Source organism: Methylomonas aurea (genome assembly GCF_024505045.1).
In the GTDB taxonomy this organism is placed as follows: Bacteria; Pseudomonadota; Gammaproteobacteria; order Methylococcales; family Methylomonadaceae; genus Methylomonas; species Methylomonas aurea.
This window is the reverse complement of record NZ_JANIBM010000009.1, coordinates 118,605-135,886: the sequence shown is the minus strand read 5'-3', so window position 1 is coordinate 135,886 and position 17,282 is coordinate 118,605. Positions and strand designations below refer to the sequence as shown.

At 55.5% G+C, this 17,282-nt stretch carries 18 protein-coding genes; 11 read left to right on the top strand and 7 right to left on the bottom strand.

From position 1 onward, the window contains the following. From NP603_RS10405 to hxlA, 3 genes are all read right to left on the bottom strand, one after another. Nucleotides 1–1,184: transketolase family protein (locus NP603_RS10405; RefSeq protein WP_256610805.1), on the bottom strand; the 1,184-nt coding region annotated here is incomplete at its 3' end. 198 nt (nucleotides 1,185–1,382) lie between these two features. After that, nucleotides 1,383–1,916, bottom strand: coding sequence for a 6-phospho-3-hexuloisomerase (hxlB, locus tag NP603_RS10400; RefSeq protein WP_054763862.1), 534 nt, complete (start codon nucleotides 1,914–1,916; stop codon nucleotides 1,383–1,385). Nucleotides 1,917–1,919: 3 nt separating this feature from the next. Then, entirely contained in the window at nucleotides 1,920–2,567 is a 648-nt protein-coding gene (hxlA, locus tag NP603_RS10395) for a 3-hexulose-6-phosphate synthase (protein WP_256610804.1), read from the bottom strand. 339 nt (nucleotides 2,568–2,906) lie between these two features. On the opposite strand from hxlA, the gene thpR reads away from it, so the two are divergent. Then, nucleotides 2,907–3,419, top strand: a complete 513-nt coding sequence (gene thpR, locus NP603_RS10390; protein ID WP_256610803.1) for an RNA 2',3'-cyclic phosphodiesterase — start codon at nucleotides 2,907–2,909, stop codon at nucleotides 3,417–3,419. Nucleotides 3,420–3,438: 19 nt separating this feature from the next. Continuing rightward, complete coding sequence (locus tag NP603_RS10385) at nucleotides 3,439–3,789, top strand: phenylpyruvate tautomerase MIF-related protein (protein ID WP_256610802.1); 351 nt, start codon at nucleotides 3,439–3,441, stop codon at nucleotides 3,787–3,789. Between the two features lie 103 nt (nucleotides 3,790–3,892). Here the strand turns inward: NP603_RS10385 and NP603_RS10380 are convergent, their stop codons facing one another. The 4 genes from NP603_RS10380 to NP603_RS10365 all read right to left on the bottom strand — a co-directional run bounded on the left by NP603_RS10380 (nucleotide 3,893) and on the right by NP603_RS10365 (nucleotide 6,715). Further along, nucleotides 3,893–4,204: a ComEA family DNA-binding protein gene (locus NP603_RS10380; RefSeq protein ID WP_256610801.1), complete on the bottom strand. Its 312-nt coding sequence runs from the start codon at nucleotides 4,202–4,204 to the stop codon at nucleotides 3,893–3,895. Between the two features lie 126 nt (nucleotides 4,205–4,330). Next, the gene (cmoB, locus tag NP603_RS10375) at nucleotides 4,331–5,299 is read right to left on the bottom strand and encodes a tRNA 5-methoxyuridine(34)/uridine 5-oxyacetic acid(34) synthase CmoB (RefSeq protein ID WP_256610800.1); all 969 of its coding nucleotides are present in this window, start codon (nucleotides 5,297–5,299) and stop codon (nucleotides 4,331–4,333) included. Beyond that, the gene (gene cmoA / locus NP603_RS10370; RefSeq protein WP_256610799.1) at nucleotides 5,293–6,024 is read right to left on the bottom strand and encodes a carboxy-S-adenosyl-L-methionine synthase CmoA; all 732 of its coding nucleotides are present in this window, start codon (nucleotides 6,022–6,024) and stop codon (nucleotides 5,293–5,295) included. The genes cmoB and cmoA overlap by 7 nt, the downstream gene beginning before the upstream one ends. Nucleotides 6,025–6,085: 61 nt before the next feature. Further along, nucleotides 6,086–6,715, bottom strand: a complete 630-nt coding sequence (locus NP603_RS10365) for an MlaC/ttg2D family ABC transporter substrate-binding protein (RefSeq protein ID WP_256610798.1) — start codon at nucleotides 6,713–6,715, stop codon at nucleotides 6,086–6,088. Between the two features lie 137 nt (nucleotides 6,716–6,852). Between NP603_RS10365 and hemB the strand changes: the two genes are divergently transcribed. The 9 genes from hemB (at nucleotide 6,853) to ubiD (ending at nucleotide 17,246) form a co-directional block, all read left to right on the top strand. Beyond that, nucleotides 6,853–7,887 carry a porphobilinogen synthase gene (hemB, locus tag NP603_RS10360; RefSeq protein WP_504137840.1) on the top strand — a complete coding sequence of 345 codons (1,035 nt, stop codon included), beginning with the start codon at nucleotides 6,853–6,855 and terminating at the stop codon, nucleotides 7,885–7,887. Between the two features lie 8 nt (nucleotides 7,888–7,895). After that, a complete protein-coding gene (aroE, locus tag NP603_RS10355; protein WP_256610797.1) occupies nucleotides 7,896–8,804 on the top strand; it encodes a shikimate dehydrogenase in 909 nt (302 codons plus the stop codon). A 49-nt stretch (nucleotides 8,805–8,853) separates the two neighbouring features. Beyond that, on the top strand, nucleotides 8,854–10,134 hold the full coding sequence (locus NP603_RS10350) for an HDOD domain-containing protein (RefSeq protein ID WP_256610796.1): 1,281 nt from the start codon (nucleotides 8,854–8,856) through the stop codon (nucleotides 10,132–10,134). 4 nt (nucleotides 10,135–10,138) lie between these two features. Further along, nucleotides 10,139–11,428 (top strand): HDOD domain-containing protein, encoded by a 1,290-nt coding sequence (locus NP603_RS10345; RefSeq protein WP_256610795.1) that lies wholly within the window; start codon nucleotides 10,139–10,141, stop codon nucleotides 11,426–11,428. A gap of 3 nt (nucleotides 11,429–11,431) precedes the next feature. Further along, complete coding sequence (locus NP603_RS10340) at nucleotides 11,432–12,781, top strand: HDOD domain-containing protein (RefSeq protein WP_256610794.1); 1,350 nt, start codon at nucleotides 11,432–11,434, stop codon at nucleotides 12,779–12,781. Nucleotides 12,782–12,815: 34 nt separating this feature from the next. Then, the gene (gene prlC, locus NP603_RS10335; protein WP_256610793.1) at nucleotides 12,816–14,855 is read left to right on the top strand and encodes an oligopeptidase A; all 2,040 of its coding nucleotides are present in this window, start codon (nucleotides 12,816–12,818) and stop codon (nucleotides 14,853–14,855) included. 64 nt (nucleotides 14,856–14,919) lie between these two features. Next, the gene (locus NP603_RS10330; protein ID WP_256610792.1) at nucleotides 14,920–15,207 is read left to right on the top strand and encodes a hypothetical protein; all 288 of its coding nucleotides are present in this window, start codon (nucleotides 14,920–14,922) and stop codon (nucleotides 15,205–15,207) included. Between the two features lie 12 nt (nucleotides 15,208–15,219). Continuing rightward, nucleotides 15,220–15,705, top strand: a complete 486-nt coding sequence (locus NP603_RS10325) for a hypothetical protein (RefSeq protein WP_256610791.1) — start codon at nucleotides 15,220–15,222, stop codon at nucleotides 15,703–15,705. Between the two features lie 77 nt (nucleotides 15,706–15,782). Next, the gene (gene ubiD / locus NP603_RS10320) at nucleotides 15,783–17,246 is read left to right on the top strand and encodes a 4-hydroxy-3-polyprenylbenzoate decarboxylase (protein ID WP_256610790.1); all 1,464 of its coding nucleotides are present in this window, start codon (nucleotides 15,783–15,785) and stop codon (nucleotides 17,244–17,246) included. The last annotated feature ends 36 nt before the right edge of the window (nucleotides 17,247–17,282 follow it).

The following is a 17,282-nucleotide window of genomic DNA, read 5'->3' as shown; positions in this document are numbered from 1 at the left end:
AGGGTCAGGTTGGAGCCGGCCAGGTCGGCGGAGCCGCCCATCAGTTCCGGCAGCAACGGGCCGAAGCCGTTCAGGGTGTTTTGCGAGGCTTTGCGGCTGGCGATGGTTTCGGCTTTGGCGTTGACCTCGGCGATGAAGGCGTTGGCTTTTTCGCTCCAGTCTTTCGGCAGTTCGCCGGCCATGCGGCGTTCGAATTCTGCAGCCAGTTCCGGGTGCGCGGCTTGGTAGGCGGCGAATTTGTCGTTCCAGGCGCTTTCCAGGCGGTCGCCTTTGGCTTTGGCATCCCAACCGGCGTAGATGTCGGCCGGAATTTCGAACGGCGCGTGCGGCCAGCCCAGTTGTTCGCGAGTCGCGGCAACTTCGGCTTCACCCAGTGCAGCACCGTGGCATTCTTCTTTGCCTTGTTTGTTCGGCGAGCCGAAACCGATGATGGTTTGGGCGCAGATGATCGAAGGCTTGTCGGTGACTTTTTTGGCTTCTTCGATGGCTTTTTTCACCGCTTCCGGATCGTGGCCGTCGACTTTGGGGATGACGTGCCAGCCGTAGGCTTCGAAACGGGCCGGGGTGTTGTCCAGGAACCAGCCGGTGACGTCGCCGTGGCCGCGGACTTCGCCGTCGATGGAGATGTTGTTGTCGTCGTAGATGGCGATCAGTTTGCCCAGTTTCATCGAGCCGGCCAGCGAGCAGGCTTCGTGGGAGATGCCTTCCATCAGGCAGCCGTCACCCAGGAACACGTAAGTGTAGTGGTCGACGATGTCGTGGCCGGGGCGGTTGAATTGGCCGGCCAGGGCACGTTCGGCAATAGCGAAACCGACGGCATTGGTGATGCCTTGGCCCAGCGGACCGGTGGTGGTTTCGACGCCGTCGGTGTAGCCGTATTCAGGATGGCCCGGGGTTTTCGAGTGCAGTTGGCGGAACTGTTTCAGTTCGTCGATCGGCAGGTTGTAGCCCGACAGGTGCAACAGCGAGTAAATCAGCATGGAGCCGTGACCATTGGACAGCACGAAGCGGTCGCGGTTGGCCCATTTCGGGTTGTTCGGGTTGTGGTTCAGAAAATCGTTCCACAGTACTTCGGCGATATCGGCCATCCCCATCGGGGCTCCAGGGTGTCCTGAATTGGCTTTTTGTACCGCGTCCATGCTAAGTGCGCGGATGGCGTTCGCTAAGTCTCGACGCGAAGGCATGTTGGTCTCCTTTAATTTTGTTATTTTAAGTGTACGTTTGTGGTGTCAAACGCCGCTCTGGCTGAGGCTTGGTAAATTTCAAGGAAGACCAATTACCACATTCTTGTTTTTAGACTGCTGGAATCGGTATGACCTTGACGCCCACATGTTATCTGTTGGGCCTACGGCAGGCGCTGCCTTGCCGTAGGCTATACGCAATTATTCCAAATTGGCGTGTCTCGATCTCATTTCCTCTTCCGGAATGCCTTTCTCATGGATTACATGAGAAATGGTCGCTTCCAAAAACAGCAATGTAGACAATTCGAAGACGGTACCCATCGGCATACCTTTGACTTTGCCATATTGCTCGGAACGGCCGATTTGCAGCGTAATATCCGCCATGTCGCCAATAGTCGAGTCGTCTTTAGCCGAAATCAATACGATTTTGGCGCCGACTTCCTTGGCTTTTTTAGTGAATGCGATCAACTGCTCTGTCTCGCCCGAACCGGAAATGATGATCAACAAATCACCGTTTTTGATGCTCGGAGTGACGATTTCCCCAACAACACTGACGTCATAACCGCCGTGCATCAAGCGCATGGCGAAGAAATTACCAACAAGCTTCGAGCGACCGGCGCCAGAGACGAATATTCTCTTGGCTTGATCCAACATATCGACTAAAGCTTTGTCGTGCGAATCGGGGGTTGCTTCCAGAATGCTGGAAATTTTGTTTATGATTAACTCTTGATGCATGGCTTACACCGCTGCCGCGTCAACCAATTCACGGATTTCACGAGCCGCTTCGGCAGGTGATGGCGCACCGTAGATAGCCGCACCGACGACGATGATATTGGCACCGGCTTTAACGGTTTGGTCGATCGTGGCAGGTTTGATACCGCCGGCAACGGATACGCGAACGTTCAGGCCCAGCGAAGCCACTTCGTTCAAATCGCCAAACGGTGTTTGGCCAGCCGCTTGCGCGTCCAGACCGGTGTGAACACCCATGATTTGCGCGCCCAATTTAGCGGATTCGCGTGCGCATTCTGCTTTGTTAGGTACGTTGATCAGGTCGACTTGAACTTCGGCAGCGTGTTTTTTCGCTGCTTTGATCACGCCACCGATGGTAGCCAGGCCGGATACGCCCAGTACGGTGCAGATATCTGCTCCGGCTGCGTAGAAAGCGCCTGCTTCGTATTCGCCGGCGTCCATGGTTTTCAGGTCGACCAACAGCAATTTGTCTGGGTAACGGTTTCTCAACTCTTTCACCAGGTTGACGCCGTTATACTTAATGCAAGGGGTACCGATTTCAAAGATATCGACATAAGGGGCGACTTGGTCAGCCAATGCCACGGTTTGGTTGAAGTCCAATGAGTCCAACGCCATTTGAATTAATGGTCTTGCCATGTGATGTGCTCCGAAAGTTTTTAATTTTTAGTAATAGCCGATTCTTGCAAATTGCCACAACCCGCTAGGCTTGTCACGTACGTGTGATGCATCTGTAACTGTAAGATAGAAACAGCAGGTATGTCAATCCTTAGCAACCGCAAGCACCACATAGCTTGGCGACGTACTTGCAATGTAACAATTACGTGACCGGCAGATCGCCCGCCACTGGAAATCCTTTCCACACCACCCCTCGGAACCACGCCGCAATAGATCGGGTTATTGCCAAACCGGAATTGCAAAACTCGGCAATAAACCGCACACTCCGACTCTATACTTCCGACACAGGAGGATAGCTAATTGAGACGCCTGTTTTTTGCACTATGGCCCGATCCGGCCACTCGTTCGGCATGCGCAAACATTTGCAAACAAGTTGCGGATTGCGGCAAACCGGTTGCAAGCCACAATCTGCACGTTACCTTGCTGTTTTTGGGCAACGTCAACGCCAAGCAGCAGGCAGAGGTGACGCTGGACGCGGCCAAACTTAAAAACATTCCGACCAAGCTCTTACTAGATCGGCTGGATTTCTGGCAAAAACCGAGAGTTTTGTGCCTGACGCCCAGCGCTTTCGACCCAAACTTCGTGCGATTCCACACCGAACTGGCCAGAATTGCCGACAGAAGCGGCATTATTACTGACAGCCGCCCTTACAGGCCGCATGCCACGCTAACCAAAAAAGCCCGCTATAAACCCGAATTGAGCATAACTCCTGTCGTGTGGCAATCGAACGGATTTTGCCTAGCAGAATCGCGCCTTACCCCGTCAGGCGTAGAATACCGAGTCGTGGAACGATGGCACGACAGCAACGCATAAACCGAAAAGGAGAACCGCTATGCCCTACCTAAAACTCAACACCAACTGTCCAGTAAAAGCTGAGCAATCCAAGGAGTTACTCGGCGAATTATCCAAACTTGTCGCCAACGAGACCGGCAAACCCGAACGCTACGTGATGATTCACTTGTCCACTAATGAAGACTCAATGCTTTTCGCCGGTAACGAGCAGCCTATGGCCTATTTGGAATGCAAAAGCATCGGCTTGACCAAAAACCAAGCGCAAAACTTAGCCGCAACGCTGTGCCAGCTCCTGTCGGCCAAACTGGAGATCAAGCCAGATCGGATTTATATCGAGTTCAGTAATTGTCCGGCGGAATTTTGGGGTTGGAACGGCGGCACTTTCGGTTAAAGCCCGCCCCCTCACAAAACAGCCGGTCGACGTCCTGGGGGCGGAGCAATCGGTTGCGGCACTAGCCGCAACCCAATTCATTCAAGAGACTAAAATCAGGCGCCTATTTGGCTTTTTTGGGGTCTTCGGGCTTTTCGGGCTTCGCTTGCTTTTCCGCTGCAGCGGAATCACCGAATATTATGTTTTTCTCGTTTTGCTGAACTGTCTTTGCGCCGATACCGGGGACATTTTCCAGATCCTTTAGCGTCTTAAAATCCCCGTGTTCCTTTCGGTACTGCAAAATCGCTTCCGCTTTCTTCGGCCCGATTCCGGTCAACTCCTTGGCCATGGTCTCGGCATCCGCTCGATTGATGTCAATCGGCTCGGCAAATACAGAAGAGGAACACAACATCAAAATGGCAATTAATTTTTTCATATTTGGACTCCCGTTTTAATGGCTGACTGCCTGAAAAAACCGAAACCATGTCGGCGTATTTTTCAAGCTAGGCAATTCTAGAATATTATTTGCGGATTACAATAAATTAGAACAGAAAACCTCTTTTTAAACGCTAGCCTTGATAATCGCCCGCATCGGCGCCGGCAAACCTTCGCAGGTCAAATCTGGAGAATTCGGATCGAGAAAATCGACCAAGGAATAAAACCGCATCCATTCCGTACTGCGCTGCTCCTCGACCGTGGTTTTGCCGACATGCAGCAACTGAATATCCTTATAACCGCAACGCTGCATCCACAATTCCAGCGCCTGGCAACTGGGCAAAAACCAGACGTTGCGCATTTGCGCGTAACGACCCGCCGGCAGCAAGACTTGACGCTCGTCGCCCTCGACCACCAGCGTTTCCAGGACCAACTCACCGCCCGGTCGCAAACAGCCTTTCAATTCCAGCAAATGATCGATCGGCGAACGCCTGTGGTACAACACTCCCATCGAAAACACGGTATCGAACCATCCCAAATTGGCCGGCACGTCTTCGATACCTAGCGGCAACACGTAAACCGGCGCCGGACCGTAGAGCTTACGTATCGCTTGAAACTGCATCACGCTGAGTAAAGTCGGATCTATTCCGACCACCAACCGCGCCCCCGCCCCTAACATACGCCAGCAGTGGTAACCGTTACCGCAACCGACGTCGAGAACGGACCGGTTAGCTAACGGCGCAATTCCGTTTTTCAGCCGCTCCCATTTCCAATCGGAACGCCATTCGGTATCGATATCGATGCCGAATAGCCGGTAAGGTCCTTTGCGCCAAGGATGCAAATTCATCAACTGTTCGCGCAATTGCTGCCTAGCGTCATCAGAAATATCCGAATCGGCACCGATCCGCACCGCATCCGCCAAATCGACACTGGAGGCCGGGTAACGCGGCAACTCTTCGACTACCCGGCGCCAACGCGGTAAATCGCCATGCGCAGCATCGTTAAACGCCGCAACCAATTGTCTGGGCAAACTCTCGACCCAAACCCGGTCGCCTGCCTCCCGCAGCGACACGAATAGATCGTCGTAACCTAGCATTTCAACGCAATCATCGATGCGAAGTTGAAATACTGGAACCAAACCTCGACACTGGAAAAGCCCACGGATTTCAAGCGCTGCCGATGCACTGCAAACGCTTCCGGAATCAACACGTTCTCCAGCGCGCTGCGCTTTTGGCTGATTTCCAGTTCGCTATAACCTTGGGCTTTCTTAAACAGATGATGCATCTCTGTTTGCAGTTCCTGTTGCCGCGGATCATCGAACGCCAACTTTTCCGACAAAATCAAAATTCCGCCAGGCAACAATCCGCGATAGAGCTTGGCCAAAAAAGCCTCCCGATCCGCCAATGGAATAAATTGCAAAGTAAAATTCAACACCACGACCGACGCGTTCTCGATCGGGATGTCGCGAATGTCGGCACACACCACATCCACGCCCGCCACCGCAGAGTCCGCCAGATTTTTCCGGCACTGCTCGACCATCGCTTCGGAACAATCGACGGCCACGACGCGACAATTATTCGCAACGATCTGCCGCCGCATAGCCAGACTCGCCGCCCCCAGAGAACAGCCCAGATCGAAGCAAACGCTGTCGTCCCTGGCAAAGCGCCCGGCTAACAGACCGATGGCCGAGATAATCGCCGCATAGCCCGGTACCGAACGCTGGATCATGTCCGGGAATACCTTGACCACGGCTTCGTCGAATTTGAATGCGCCGACTTCGCCAAGTGGGTTGGCGTAAAGAGAATCTTTAGGGAAAGGCATAAAACAGAAAAGCCGCAGGTCGGACTAAGCCTTAGGCCAGCCCGACATGCGGCAAGGGAACTCAGGAGTTGTTTTTAGCGCTTAGCGCTTCGGTATTGCGTTTTGCCAACTGATTGATCACTTCCTGCAACGAGCCGGTCCGCTCGACTTCGTTTTTGAAACTGGTCCGATAGTTGGTCACTAAACTGACGCCTTCGATCATGATGTCATAAGCTTTCCACTGACCCTTGACGTTCAACATCCGGTAATTGACCGCTATCGGCTGCAGTCCCGGTTGCAATACTTCGGTTTTGATCAAGACTTTGCGCTCGTCCTCTTCTGGAGTCACCGGCAAAAACCGGATCGACCAGTCCTTAAACTCGAAAAAAGCTCTGGAATAAGTTCTGATCAACAAAGTTTGAAATTCCTTTTTGAAACTTTCCTTCTCGGAAGGGGAAGCGTCCTTCCACAATTTACCCAGCACCAGCGACGAAATCAGATCGAAATCGACATGCGGATAAATCACTTCCTGAACGAAAGCATTGATTTTTTGAAAATCGTGCGGAAAACTCGGGTCCTGCAAACGTTGCTTGAGCTTGTTGGAAGCGTCTTCAATCGCCATTTGCGGCTCGCTCAGATCGGCGGCGGCTACCGGAGCCATCGTAGACAAGACTGCAAATACGCTAAAAACCAATACAGATATAAAACGCATATAAGTTCGGATACTCATAAAATCATCTCAAAAGGAATAGCCGGCTAAATTCGAGCGCCCCGATTCGATACACTGCTAGAATAAAGGCCTGAGCCGGTCAAGCGAAAGACTTCGGTCCGCCCTCCCTGGATCGACCAATGCCCTATTATATTACTATGGATCAGATGCCACACCCTAAAGACTTTTTCCCGGCCACCCGGATGCGGCGCATGCGCTTCCAGACTTTTTCCCGCCGGCTGATGCAGGAGAACCGTCTAAGCTGTGACGATTTGATTTGCCCGCTGTTTGTCATCGAAGGCCAAAACCAGCAGCAACCCGTCGCCTCAATGCCCGGTGTGAATCGGCTATCGATAGACTTGCTGCTCAAGGAGGCGGAAGCCTTGCTGAAGCTGGGCATACCGGCAATAGCCTTGTTCCCGGTGATCGATCCGGCCCAAAAGTCCTTGGCGGCAGAGGAAGCGTTCAACCCGGACGGCTTGGCGCAACGCTGCGTAAAAGCGCTGAAAGCGGAGCTGCCGGAACTCGGCGTAATCACCGACGTCGCGCTGGATCCGTTCACGTCCCATGGCCAAGACGGCCTGCTAAACGAGCATGGCTATGTAGTCAACGACGAGACCGTGGCAGTGCTATGCAAGCAGGCCTTGTCCCACGCCGAAGCCGGCGCCGACATTGTCGCGCCGTCGGACATGATGGACGGCCGGATCGGTGCGATTCGTAATACTTTGGAAAGCCACGGCTTTACCAACACCCGGATTCTGGCTTATTCGGCCAAATATGCCTCCAGCTTTTACGGCCCGTTCCGCGACGCGGTCGGCTCGGCCGGCAACTTGGCCGGCGGCAACAAATACAGCTACCAGATGGACCCGGCCAATTCGGACGAAGCCCTGCGCGAAATCGCGCTGGACCTACAGGAAGGCGCCGACATGATCATGGTCAAACCCGGCATGCCTTATCTGGACATCATCCGCCGCGCCAAAGACCGCTTCGGGGTACCGACTTTCGCCTACCAAGTCAGTGGCGAATACGCGATGTTAAAGGCGGCCAGCACCAACGGCTGGCTGGACGAACGGCAAGTCGTGCTCGAATCGCTGCTGGCTTTCAAACGCGCCGGCTGCGACGCCATCCTGACCTATTACGCCAAAGCCGCCGCCCAGTGGCTCAGCCAAGCCTAGTCTTCGGCATGAACGATAACCGCGACAACTTCGCCGACACGACTGCCTCGAGCTCAGCCGACCAATACGCGGTATTCGGCCACCCGATCAGCCACAGTAAGTCGCCGAGAATACACAAACTGTTCGCCGAACAAACCGGGCAGAATCTGATGTATTCCGCCCAGGATGTGCCCGCGGACAGCTTTAAAGCCGCTACCGACGCGTTTTTTGCCGCCGGCGGCAAAGGCCTCAACTGCACGGTACCGTTGAAGGAACTGGCCTGGAATTATGCAGACCGGCTCAGCGAAGCCGCCGAAGCGGCCAAGGCGGTAAATACCCTGGCGTTGACCGCCGACGGCAGCATTTTGGGCGACAACACCGACGGCATCGGCCTGTTGAACGACTTGACCGTAAACCTGCAGATCAAGCTGGCGGGAACCGCCATTCTGATCCTCGGTGCAGGCGGCGCCTGCCGCGGCATTGTCGCCCCATTGCTGAAGCAAAAGCCTGCCAGCCTGGTGATCGCCAACCGGACACCCGCCAGAGCTCATACAATTGCCGACGATTTCAAATTCCTCGGCGCGGTGGACGCCTGCGGTTACGACGCGCTACCCGGCCGCTGTTTCGATCTGATCATCAACGCCACCGCTGCCAGTCTGAGCGGGGATTTGCCGCCGCTACCCGCCGGCCTGATTGCGAGAAACGGTACGTGCTACGACTTGGCCTACGCCAATCAGCCGACCGCTTTCGTCCGCTGGGGCATAGCCAACGGCGCCGCAAAAAGTGTCGACGGTTTGGGCATGTTGGTGGAACAAGCTGCCGAGGCGTTCTATATTTGGCGGGGACGGCGTCCCGCTACCGCTCCGGTGATCGGCTTACTCGACGCAGAACGCCGATCGGCCAATGGGAATCCTGGCTTAAAGCAATCAGCCGATTAACGCCGGCAATTACTCGACATAACGACTTTTATACGGTTACTGGAACAGCATGAGTGGAATCAGATCTTTTTTCGAAAAAGCCCAGGCCAAGCTGCACAAGCAACACGCCGGACATCCCATAACGCCGGAGACCCTGAAACAGCTATTTCCGATCCGTAATCTCAGCGACGAGATCCTGCAAACCTTTTCCACCGACAACCATGTGGAAAGCCTGACCGCGGGCAGCATCCTGTATAGTGTCAACGAGCAGGCGACTTGTGCGATTTACCTGCTGAAGGGCACAGTAACGCTGGCCGACCACAACGGCAAGAGTTACGAAATCGTGGCCGGCAGCGCCCAAGCCAAGTTTCCGATCTGCAGCGGCACCAAACACACCGCCACGGCGACTGCCAAAACCGACATCGACATCCTGCGGGTATCGCTGAAAATCATGCTAACGCCCAGCCGACTGGACCACGGCAAGCTGGAAATACCCGAAGAGTTGCAAAACAACCGGCTGCTGGCCTTATTCGCCGAACACTTCCAGAATTCCGACCACGAAATCGAAATACCTTCGCTGCCGGAAGTCGCCATCAACCTGCGCAAGGCGATTCAACGAGACGTCAGCATCGACGACGCGGTCAAGATCATCCAGCTCGACCCGGCCATTTCCGCCAAATTGATCGAAGTCGCCAACTGTCCGCTGTATCTGACGACAGTGCGGGCCAAAAACTGCAAAGAGGCCGTAGTCCGCATTGGCTTGAATGCTACCCGCAATTTGGTGACGGCATTGAGCATGAAGCAGATATTCAAGAGTAAGTCGCCGCAGATCAAAAACCATCTCGAATGTTTGTGGAAACAAAGCCTGTATTTATCGGGCCTGTGCCACGTGCTGGCCAGCCATACCCGGGAGCAAAATCCGGAGAATGCATTATTGGCGGGCCTGGTATGCGACATCGGCGTGATCCCGTTCCTTAACTTCGCCGCCAACCTGCCTAGCGAATTCCATAACGAAACAGAAATCGAACAAGCCATTCCGGTCATCAAAGGTCCGGTCGGCGCGGTGGTATTGAAAGAATGGGACTTTGCCGAAGAATTTCTCGACGTGGCGCTATCCAGCAGTAACTGGTACCAAAACAGCGACGAAAAACTGACCTTGACCGATATTGTGGTGCTGTCGCGCCTGCATGCGCAGATCGGTAAATCCGCTTCGGCCGATCTGCCGGCGATCACCGCGATTCCGGCCGCCAGCAAATTGAAAAACTTCTCGCTCTCGCCGGAAAATACGCTGGCGATCCTGCACGACGCCAAAGCCAAAATTCACGAAGCCCTGAGTATTTTCTCGACCTGACCGCATGTTCTGGAAACGACTGAAAAAGCCGGCGGAAGCGATCCAACGCCCGGAGCAACCGCGCGAAGCGGCAACGGCGCAACTGCCGCTGCAGTTTTTGCAACAATTGATTCCTATCGGCGATTTGCCGGTCACGGAACTCAAAACGCTGCCGATCAGATTGCGTAATTTCAATCCGGGCGATTTGCTGTTCAACCGCGGCGAGCAGACGGAGGAAATTGCCTACCTCTACAGCGGCGAAGTGTTCATGGAAGCGGCCAACGGCGCCGGCTACATGGTGGAAGCCGGCACCTTCAAAGCCTGCTATCCGCTGGCGACCTACGGCGAACAGAACTTCAACGCCATCGCCAAATCTGCGCTACAAGCCGTCTACCTGCCGCTGTCGGCCTTGCAACGCAGCAGCAAACTGGCCGACCAGACCGCGCTGAATCTGGAGCAATTCCCGCAAGCCTTGCGCAATACGGTGTTGTTCCAACGCTTCTGCCAAGCTTTCAAGGCCGACAACCTGCACGTCCCCAGCCTGCCGGATGTAGCGCTGAGGCTGCGTAGCGCTTTGCAAAAAGACATCAGCATCGGCGACGCGGTAAAAATCCTAAATCTGGACCCGGTGATTTCCTCGAAATTGATCCAGGTCGCCAATAGCCCGATTTACCGCAGCAACCGGCCGATCACCAGCAGCCACGACGCCGTCAACCGGCTCGGCTTCAAGACCACGCAAAACCTGGTCACCAGCATCAGCTTGCACCAGTTATTCAAGAGCCGGAACAAACAGTTGAACCAACTGGTTCAGTCGTTGTGGAAACAAAGCATACAGGTCGCCAGCCTCAGTTACACCCTGGCCGGGCTCAGCGGCAAGATCAACGCCGACGAAGCCTTGCTGGCCGGCTTGACCCACAATATCGGCGCACTACCGGTCGTCACGTTGGCGGAAACGCTGGACACTGCCGAATACACCGAGACCGAGCTCCACGCCGCCATCGATTACTTGCAGGGTATGGTCGGCGCCTTTATTCTGAAGAAATGGCATTTCCCGGACAGCTTGCAACAGATTCCGCTGAATACCAACAACTGGTATTTCGACGACGCCAAACCGCTGCAAGTCCACGATATCGTCCTGCTGGCGAAATTCCACAGCCGGCTCGGCGGCCCGCTGAGCCAAAAATTGCCGCCGCTGAATACCTTGCCGGCATTCCACAAGCTGGGCGACAGCACGTTAACCCCCGATATGTCCTTGAAAGCGCTGCAGGACGCGAAACAGCAAATCGCCGAAGCGCTGAATTTCTTCCGGACTTGATATATGCGCTGGCTTAGTAAACTGTTCGAGAAGAGGGCCGCTGCAATACCTCAGCCCGGCTCGACCGAAACCAGCAACCATAATATCGATACGGCCTCGCAACCCGCTCCCGCACGCCTCCAGCGCCAGGCGATTGGCCCAGCCCAACTGAAAAAGTTCGCGCCGTTGCGCGATCTGGACGATGCCAGCCTGAACGCATTACCGCAGCAAACCCTCCACTATCGCAAGGGCGCGACCGTTTTCGGCCTGGGACAACGTAGCGACAGCGTGTTCTACCTGTTGTCCGGCGAACTTTCGATGCAACCGGACAGCGACAGCAGCTACCGCATCGAAGCCGGCTCGCCGCTAGCCAATCTGCCGCTGAACAGCGGCAGCCGCTGCGGCGCCACTGCGCTGGCGCTGAGCGATGTGCTGATTCTGGAAATCCCGATCGAACTGAACCGGCTGTGGACCGATAAAAGCCGAGAGAGCGCGAGTTGCGTCGAACTGGTCGACATCCATTTGCCCGGCCCGCTCAACAACAGCCGTTTCTTCACCAGCTTCGCCCGGGCTTACCGGGAAAACAAGCTGAAATTGCCGTCGTTACCGGACGTGGCGCTGAAACTGAAGGAAGCGATGCAGAAGGAAATCGGCGTGCACCAGGCGGCGGAAATCATTCAACTCGACCCGCCGATGGTCGCCAAACTGATCCAGGTCGCCAACAGCGCGCTATATTCCACCGGCACGTCGATCCACAATTGCCGTGACGCGGTAGCCCGCATCGGACTAAACGCCACCCGCAACTTGGTACTCAGCGTCGGTTTGAAGCAATTGTTCAGCTGCACCGACCCCGAGCTGATGAAAGGCATGCACAGCCTTTGGAAAAACAGCCTGTACATTTCCAGCCTCAGTTTCGTGCTGGCCCAGGAATGCAGCCGGATTTCGCCGGACGACGCGTTGCTGGGCGGCTTGATCGCAGATATCGGCGCGATTCCGTTGTTGCATTTTGCCGAACAGTTTCCCGACGGCGGCCCCAGTTTCAGCGAATTGCAAGACTTGTTGCCGCATTTGCGCGGCCCGGTCGGTGGTTTGGTACTACATACCCTCGGATTTCCGGAACATATTGGCAATATTCCGCATCATGCGGAAAACTGGTTGTACGACAGCGGAGCGGAATTGACGGTCACCGACATCGTCATTCTGGCCAAACTGCATAGCTACTTCGGCTCAGGTAAGGCTAGAGGCCTGCCTTACATCAACTCGATCCCGGCCTACAGCAAGCTCAATAACGGCAAGCTGAACCCGGACTTTTCGTTGATGGTATTGCATAAGGCCCACGCCAGGGTCAATGCAGCGATGCAATTACTGTCCTGATACCGTCATCCATTTTTTTCCGACTAGCACCGACATGACCAATCCATTACTCGAACATAGCGAACTGCCGCAATTTTCCAAAATCCTGCCCGAACACGTGGAACCGGCCATCGACCGATTGCTGGCCGAGGCGCGGGCCACGATAGAGACTCACTTGGCCGGCGGCGGACCTTATAGCTGGCAAAACCTGATCGAACCGATCGAAACGGCCGAGGACCGCTTGAATAAAGCCTGGTCGCCGGTAAGCCACATGAACTCGGTGGTCAACAGCGAAGCGATGCGCGACGCTTACAACGCCTGCCTGGGCAAGTTAAGCGAATACTCGACCGAAGTCGGCCAGAACAAGGCTTTACAACAAGCGTACAAAGCCATCCGCGACAGCGCCGACTTCGCCAGACTGGACCGGGCCCAGCAAAGAATTATCGACAACGCACTGCGCGATTTCCATTTGTCCGGCGTCGATCTGCCGGCGGATAAACAAGCCCGTTTCAAGGAAATCAGCCAGCAATTGTCCAAACTCGCCAGCCAGTTCGAGGAAAACCTGCTCGACGCCACCAACGCCTGGCACAAGCAAATCACCCACGCCGACGATCTGACCGGCTTGCCGGAATCGGCCTTGGCGCAAGCCAAGCAGGCAGCGGAAGCCGAGGGCAAGGACGGCTGGTTGATCAACCTGCAGTTCCCGTCCTACCTGGCGATCATGACCTACGCCGACAACCGCGATTTACGCCGCGAACATTACGAGGCCTTTTGCACCCGCGCCTCCGACCAAGGCCCGCATGCCGGACGCTGGGATAATTCGGAGATCATGGAGCAGATTCTGGCCCTGCGCCACGAAAAAGCCCAGTTGCTGGGCTTTGGCAACTATGCCGAGTATTCGCTGGCCACCAAAATGGCCAAGTCCACCGACGATGTCGTTAAGTTTCTGGAAGATCTGGCGGATAAATCCTGGCGCCAGGCCCGCCGGGATTTGGCGGAATTGCAGGAATACGCCGCGCAGCAACACGGCCTGCAAGACTTGCAGGCCTGGGACATCGGCTATTACTCGGAAAAAATGCGTCAGCATTACTACCAACTGTCGCAGGAGGAAGTCAAAGCCTACTTTCCGGACAGTAAAGTCGTACCCGGCCTGTTTGCCATTGTGGAAAAGCTGTTCGGCCTGCAAATCTCGGAAATTAAAGACTTCGACACTTGGCACCCGGACGTCCGCTTTTACCAAATTCTGGACCGGGACGGCCAATTGCGCGGCCGATTTTATCTGGACCTGTACGCCCGCGCCAAAAAACGCGGCGGCGCCTGGATGGACGACTGCGTCTGCCGCCGGAAAACCGAGGAAAGCCTGCAAACCCCGGTGGCCTACCTGACTTGCAATTTCACGCCACCGACCGGAAATAGCCCGGCGTTGCTGACCCACGACGAAGTGGAAACCCTGTTTCACGAATTCGGCCACGGCCTGCACCATATGCTGACCCGGATCGACCACCTCGGCGTATCCGGCATCAACGGCGTGGAATGGGATGCGGTCGAGCTACCCAGCCAATTTCTGGAAAACTGGTGTTGGGACCGGGAAGCGCTGGGGCTGATCTCCGGCCACTATCAAACCGACGCGCCGTTGCCGGATACGCTGTATGCCAAAATGCTGGCCGCGAAAAACTTCCAGGCCGGCATGATGATGGTGCGGCAACTGGAGTTCAGCCTGTTCGATTTCAAAATCCACCAGCATTACGATCCGGCCAAAGGCGGCAGGATTTATCCGACCCTGCAACAGGTCCGCGACCAAGTCGCGGTGGTCAAGCCGCCCGAGTTCAACCGCTTCGCCCACAGCTTTTCCCATATCTTCGCCGGCGGCTACGCTGCGGGGTATTACAGCTACAAATGGGCAGAAGTATTATCCGCAGACGCCTTCTCGCTGTTCGAGGAAAACGGCATCTTCGACCGGGCGACCGGCGAATCCTTCCTGCACAATATCCTGGAGCAGGGCGGCAGTGCCGATGCGATGACTTTGTTCAAAAACTTCCGCGGCCGCGAACCGAACATCGACGCGTTATTGCGCCATAACGGCATCGCCGCCTAGCGACCACCGCCGGCCGTTTGGCGGTTTTGCCAAACGGCCGGATTTGCGACGACCAGGAGTAGCCATGAAAAACTGCCCCCAGTGCGGCCAAGCCCGTATCGGCGAGGAATTCAAATGCCCACGCTGCGACGTGTTTTATTCGCAGTTGGACGAGTTGTTGTTCGAAGAACAACAACGCCTGGAGCGCGATACGCTAGCCGGCGCGATGAAGCGCATACGCGCGGCAACCGACCGCAAACAGGCTACGAAGTGGGAATTGGTCGCGATTTGGCGCAAGACGCCGTTGCGGACCAAAATCGTGCTTTGGACCGTCCTCGCATTCCTGTTCGTGCTGATCGTGCCGGTGATTTGACCGCCTAGCCATATGGCTGCCGCCGCGTTGCAAATCGTCTGCGCCCTGCTCTACGCCAATCTCGGCGAATGGCTGATGCACAAATACCTGCTGCACGGTCTCGGCAAAAAACCCGGCAGTATCTGGGCCTACCATTGGTACGAACACCACCGGGTCTGTGCGGAACACGGCATGCTCGATCCGGGCTACCGCAGCTTAAAATGGTCCTGGAATGCGCAGACCAAAGAACTGGTGGTATTGGCCGCCATCGTTGCATTGCATATGCCGTTGTTTTTTTATGTGCCGTTTTTCGCCGCAGGGCTTTATGCCGCGCTGGCCTTGTACTACTACAAACACCGGCGCGCCCATCTCGATCCGGAATGGGCCAAGCGGCATTTGATCTGGCATTACCAGCACCATTTACGGGCTGGCAATGGTAACTGGTGCGTGACCTGGCCCTGGTGCGATTACCTATTCGGCAGCCGAATAAAGAGCCCGGAAGGCCCTGCCGACCATTAACGTTCGCGAGCGCAACAGCCGCGACTGTCTGATCCGGCCAAGCCTCCCCTATCCGAAACACAACTACTCCCTTAAGCATGAAATATAGAGATCTGCGCGACTTCATTCAGCAATTGGAAAAACAAGGCGAGCTGAAGCGCATCAAACACGAAATCGATCCGGTCCTGGAAATGACCGTGATTTGCGACCGGGTTTTGAAGCAAGGCGGACCAGCGATTTTGTTCGAAAATCCGAAAGGCTCGAATATCGCCGTGCTAGGCAATTTGTTCGGCACCACCAAACGAGTGGCGATGGGCATGGGCGCCAAAGACATTTCCGAGTTGCGGGCGATCGGCGAATTGCTGGCATATTTGAAAGAACCGGAACCGCCGAAGGGCATGAAGGATGCTTTCGACAAATTGCCGGTATTCAAGCAAGTGCTGAACATGGCGCCCAAGCTGGTCAATAATCCGCCCTGCCAGGAAGTGATCCGCATCGGCGACGAAATCGATCTGGCCGATTACCCGATCCAGACCTGCTGGCCGGAAGACGCCGCGCCGCTTATTACCTGGCCGCTGGTGATTACCCGCGGCCCGAATAAGGAACGGCAAAACCTGGGAATCTATCGCCAACAAGTGATTGGCAAGAACAAGGTCATCATGCGTTGGCTGGCCCATCGCGGCGGCGCCCTGGACTTCAGGGAGTGGCAACTACAGCGCCCCGGCGAACCGTTTCCGGTGGCCGTCGCGTTGGGCGCCGATCCGGCGACGATTCTTGCCGCGGTGACACCGGTGCCGGATCCGTTGTCGGAATACGGTTTTGCCGGGCTGCTGCGCGGTAGCAAGACCGAAGTCGCCAAATGCCTGAGCAACGACCTGCAAGTCCCGGCCAGCGCCGAAATCGTGCTCGAAGGTTTCATCTACCCGGGCGAAACCGCGCCGGAAGGGCCTTACGGCGACCACACCGGTTATTACAACGAAGTCGATGAATTTCCGGTCTTTACCATAGAGCGCATCACCCAACGCCAGGTACCGATTTACCACAGTACTTACACCGGCCGCCCGCCCGATGAGCCGGCCATTCTCGGCGTAGCCTTGAACGAGGTATTCGTGCCGATATTGCAGAAACAATTTCCGGAAATCGTCGATTTCTACCTGCCGCCGGAAGGTTGTTCCTACCGGATGGCAGTGATCAGCATGAAAAAGCAATACGCCGGCCACGCCAAGCGAGTCATGCTCGGCACCTGGTCGTATTTGCGCCAATTCATGTACACCAAGTTCGTGATCGTGGTCGACGACGATGTCGACGTGCGCAACTGGCAGGACGTGATCTGGGCCATCACCACCCGCATGGACCCTGCGCGCGACCTGACGATCCTGGAGAACACACCGATCGATTATCTGGACTTCGCCTCGCCGGTCTCGGGACTAGGCTCCAAAGTCGGGTTTGATGCAACCAACAAGTGGCCCGGCGAGACTATGCGGGAATGGGGCAGACCGATTGTGATGCGTCGGGATATAATCGAAAAAGTCGATGCGATGTGGGGTTCCCTGTTTAGTTAAGGTAGACTGCTGGCACACCAGATAACGGCACGATTC

What these genes read in the sequence shown, in the direction of transcription:
- hxlB (WP_054763862.1), bottom strand. Translation starts at nt 1,916, where the DNA reads ATGCATCAAGAGTTAATCATAAACAAAATTTCCAGCATTCTGGAAGCA.
- hxlA (WP_256610804.1), bottom strand. Translation starts at nt 2,567, where the DNA reads ATGGCAAGACCATTAATTCAAATGGCGTTGGACTCATTGGACTTCAAC.
- NP603_RS10385 (WP_256610802.1), top strand. Translation starts at nt 3,439, where the DNA reads ATGCCCTACCTAAAACTCAACACCAACTGTCCAGTAAAAGCTGAGCAA.
- NP603_RS10380 (WP_256610801.1), bottom strand. Translation starts at nt 4,204, where the DNA reads ATGAAAAAATTAATTGCCATTTTGATGTTGTGTTCCTCTTCTGTATTT.
- cmoB (WP_256610800.1), bottom strand. Translation starts at nt 5,299, where the DNA reads ATGCTAGGTTACGACGATCTATTCGTGTCGCTGCGGGAGGCAGGCGAC.
- cmoA (WP_256610799.1), bottom strand. Translation starts at nt 6,024, where the DNA reads ATGCCTTTCCCTAAAGATTCTCTTTACGCCAACCCACTTGGCGAAGTC.
- NP603_RS10365 (WP_256610798.1), bottom strand. Translation starts at nt 6,715, where the DNA reads ATGCGTTTTATATCTGTATTGGTTTTTAGCGTATTTGCAGTCTTGTCT.
- hemB (WP_504137840.1), top strand. Translation starts at nt 6,853, where the DNA reads ATGCCCTATTATATTACTATGGATCAGATGCCACACCCTAAAGACTTT.
- aroE (WP_256610797.1), top strand. Translation starts at nt 7,896, where the DNA reads ATGAACGATAACCGCGACAACTTCGCCGACACGACTGCCTCGAGCTCA.
- NP603_RS10350 (WP_256610796.1), top strand. Translation starts at nt 8,854, where the DNA reads ATGAGTGGAATCAGATCTTTTTTCGAAAAAGCCCAGGCCAAGCTGCAC.
- NP603_RS10345 (WP_256610795.1), top strand. Translation starts at nt 10,139, where the DNA reads ATGTTCTGGAAACGACTGAAAAAGCCGGCGGAAGCGATCCAACGCCCG.
- NP603_RS10340 (WP_256610794.1), top strand. Translation starts at nt 11,432, where the DNA reads ATGCGCTGGCTTAGTAAACTGTTCGAGAAGAGGGCCGCTGCAATACCT.
- prlC (WP_256610793.1), top strand. Translation starts at nt 12,816, where the DNA reads ATGACCAATCCATTACTCGAACATAGCGAACTGCCGCAATTTTCCAAA.
- NP603_RS10330 (WP_256610792.1), top strand. Translation starts at nt 14,920, where the DNA reads ATGAAAAACTGCCCCCAGTGCGGCCAAGCCCGTATCGGCGAGGAATTC.
- NP603_RS10325 (WP_256610791.1), top strand. Translation starts at nt 15,220, where the DNA reads ATGGCTGCCGCCGCGTTGCAAATCGTCTGCGCCCTGCTCTACGCCAAT.
- ubiD (WP_256610790.1), top strand. Translation starts at nt 15,783, where the DNA reads ATGAAATATAGAGATCTGCGCGACTTCATTCAGCAATTGGAAAAACAA.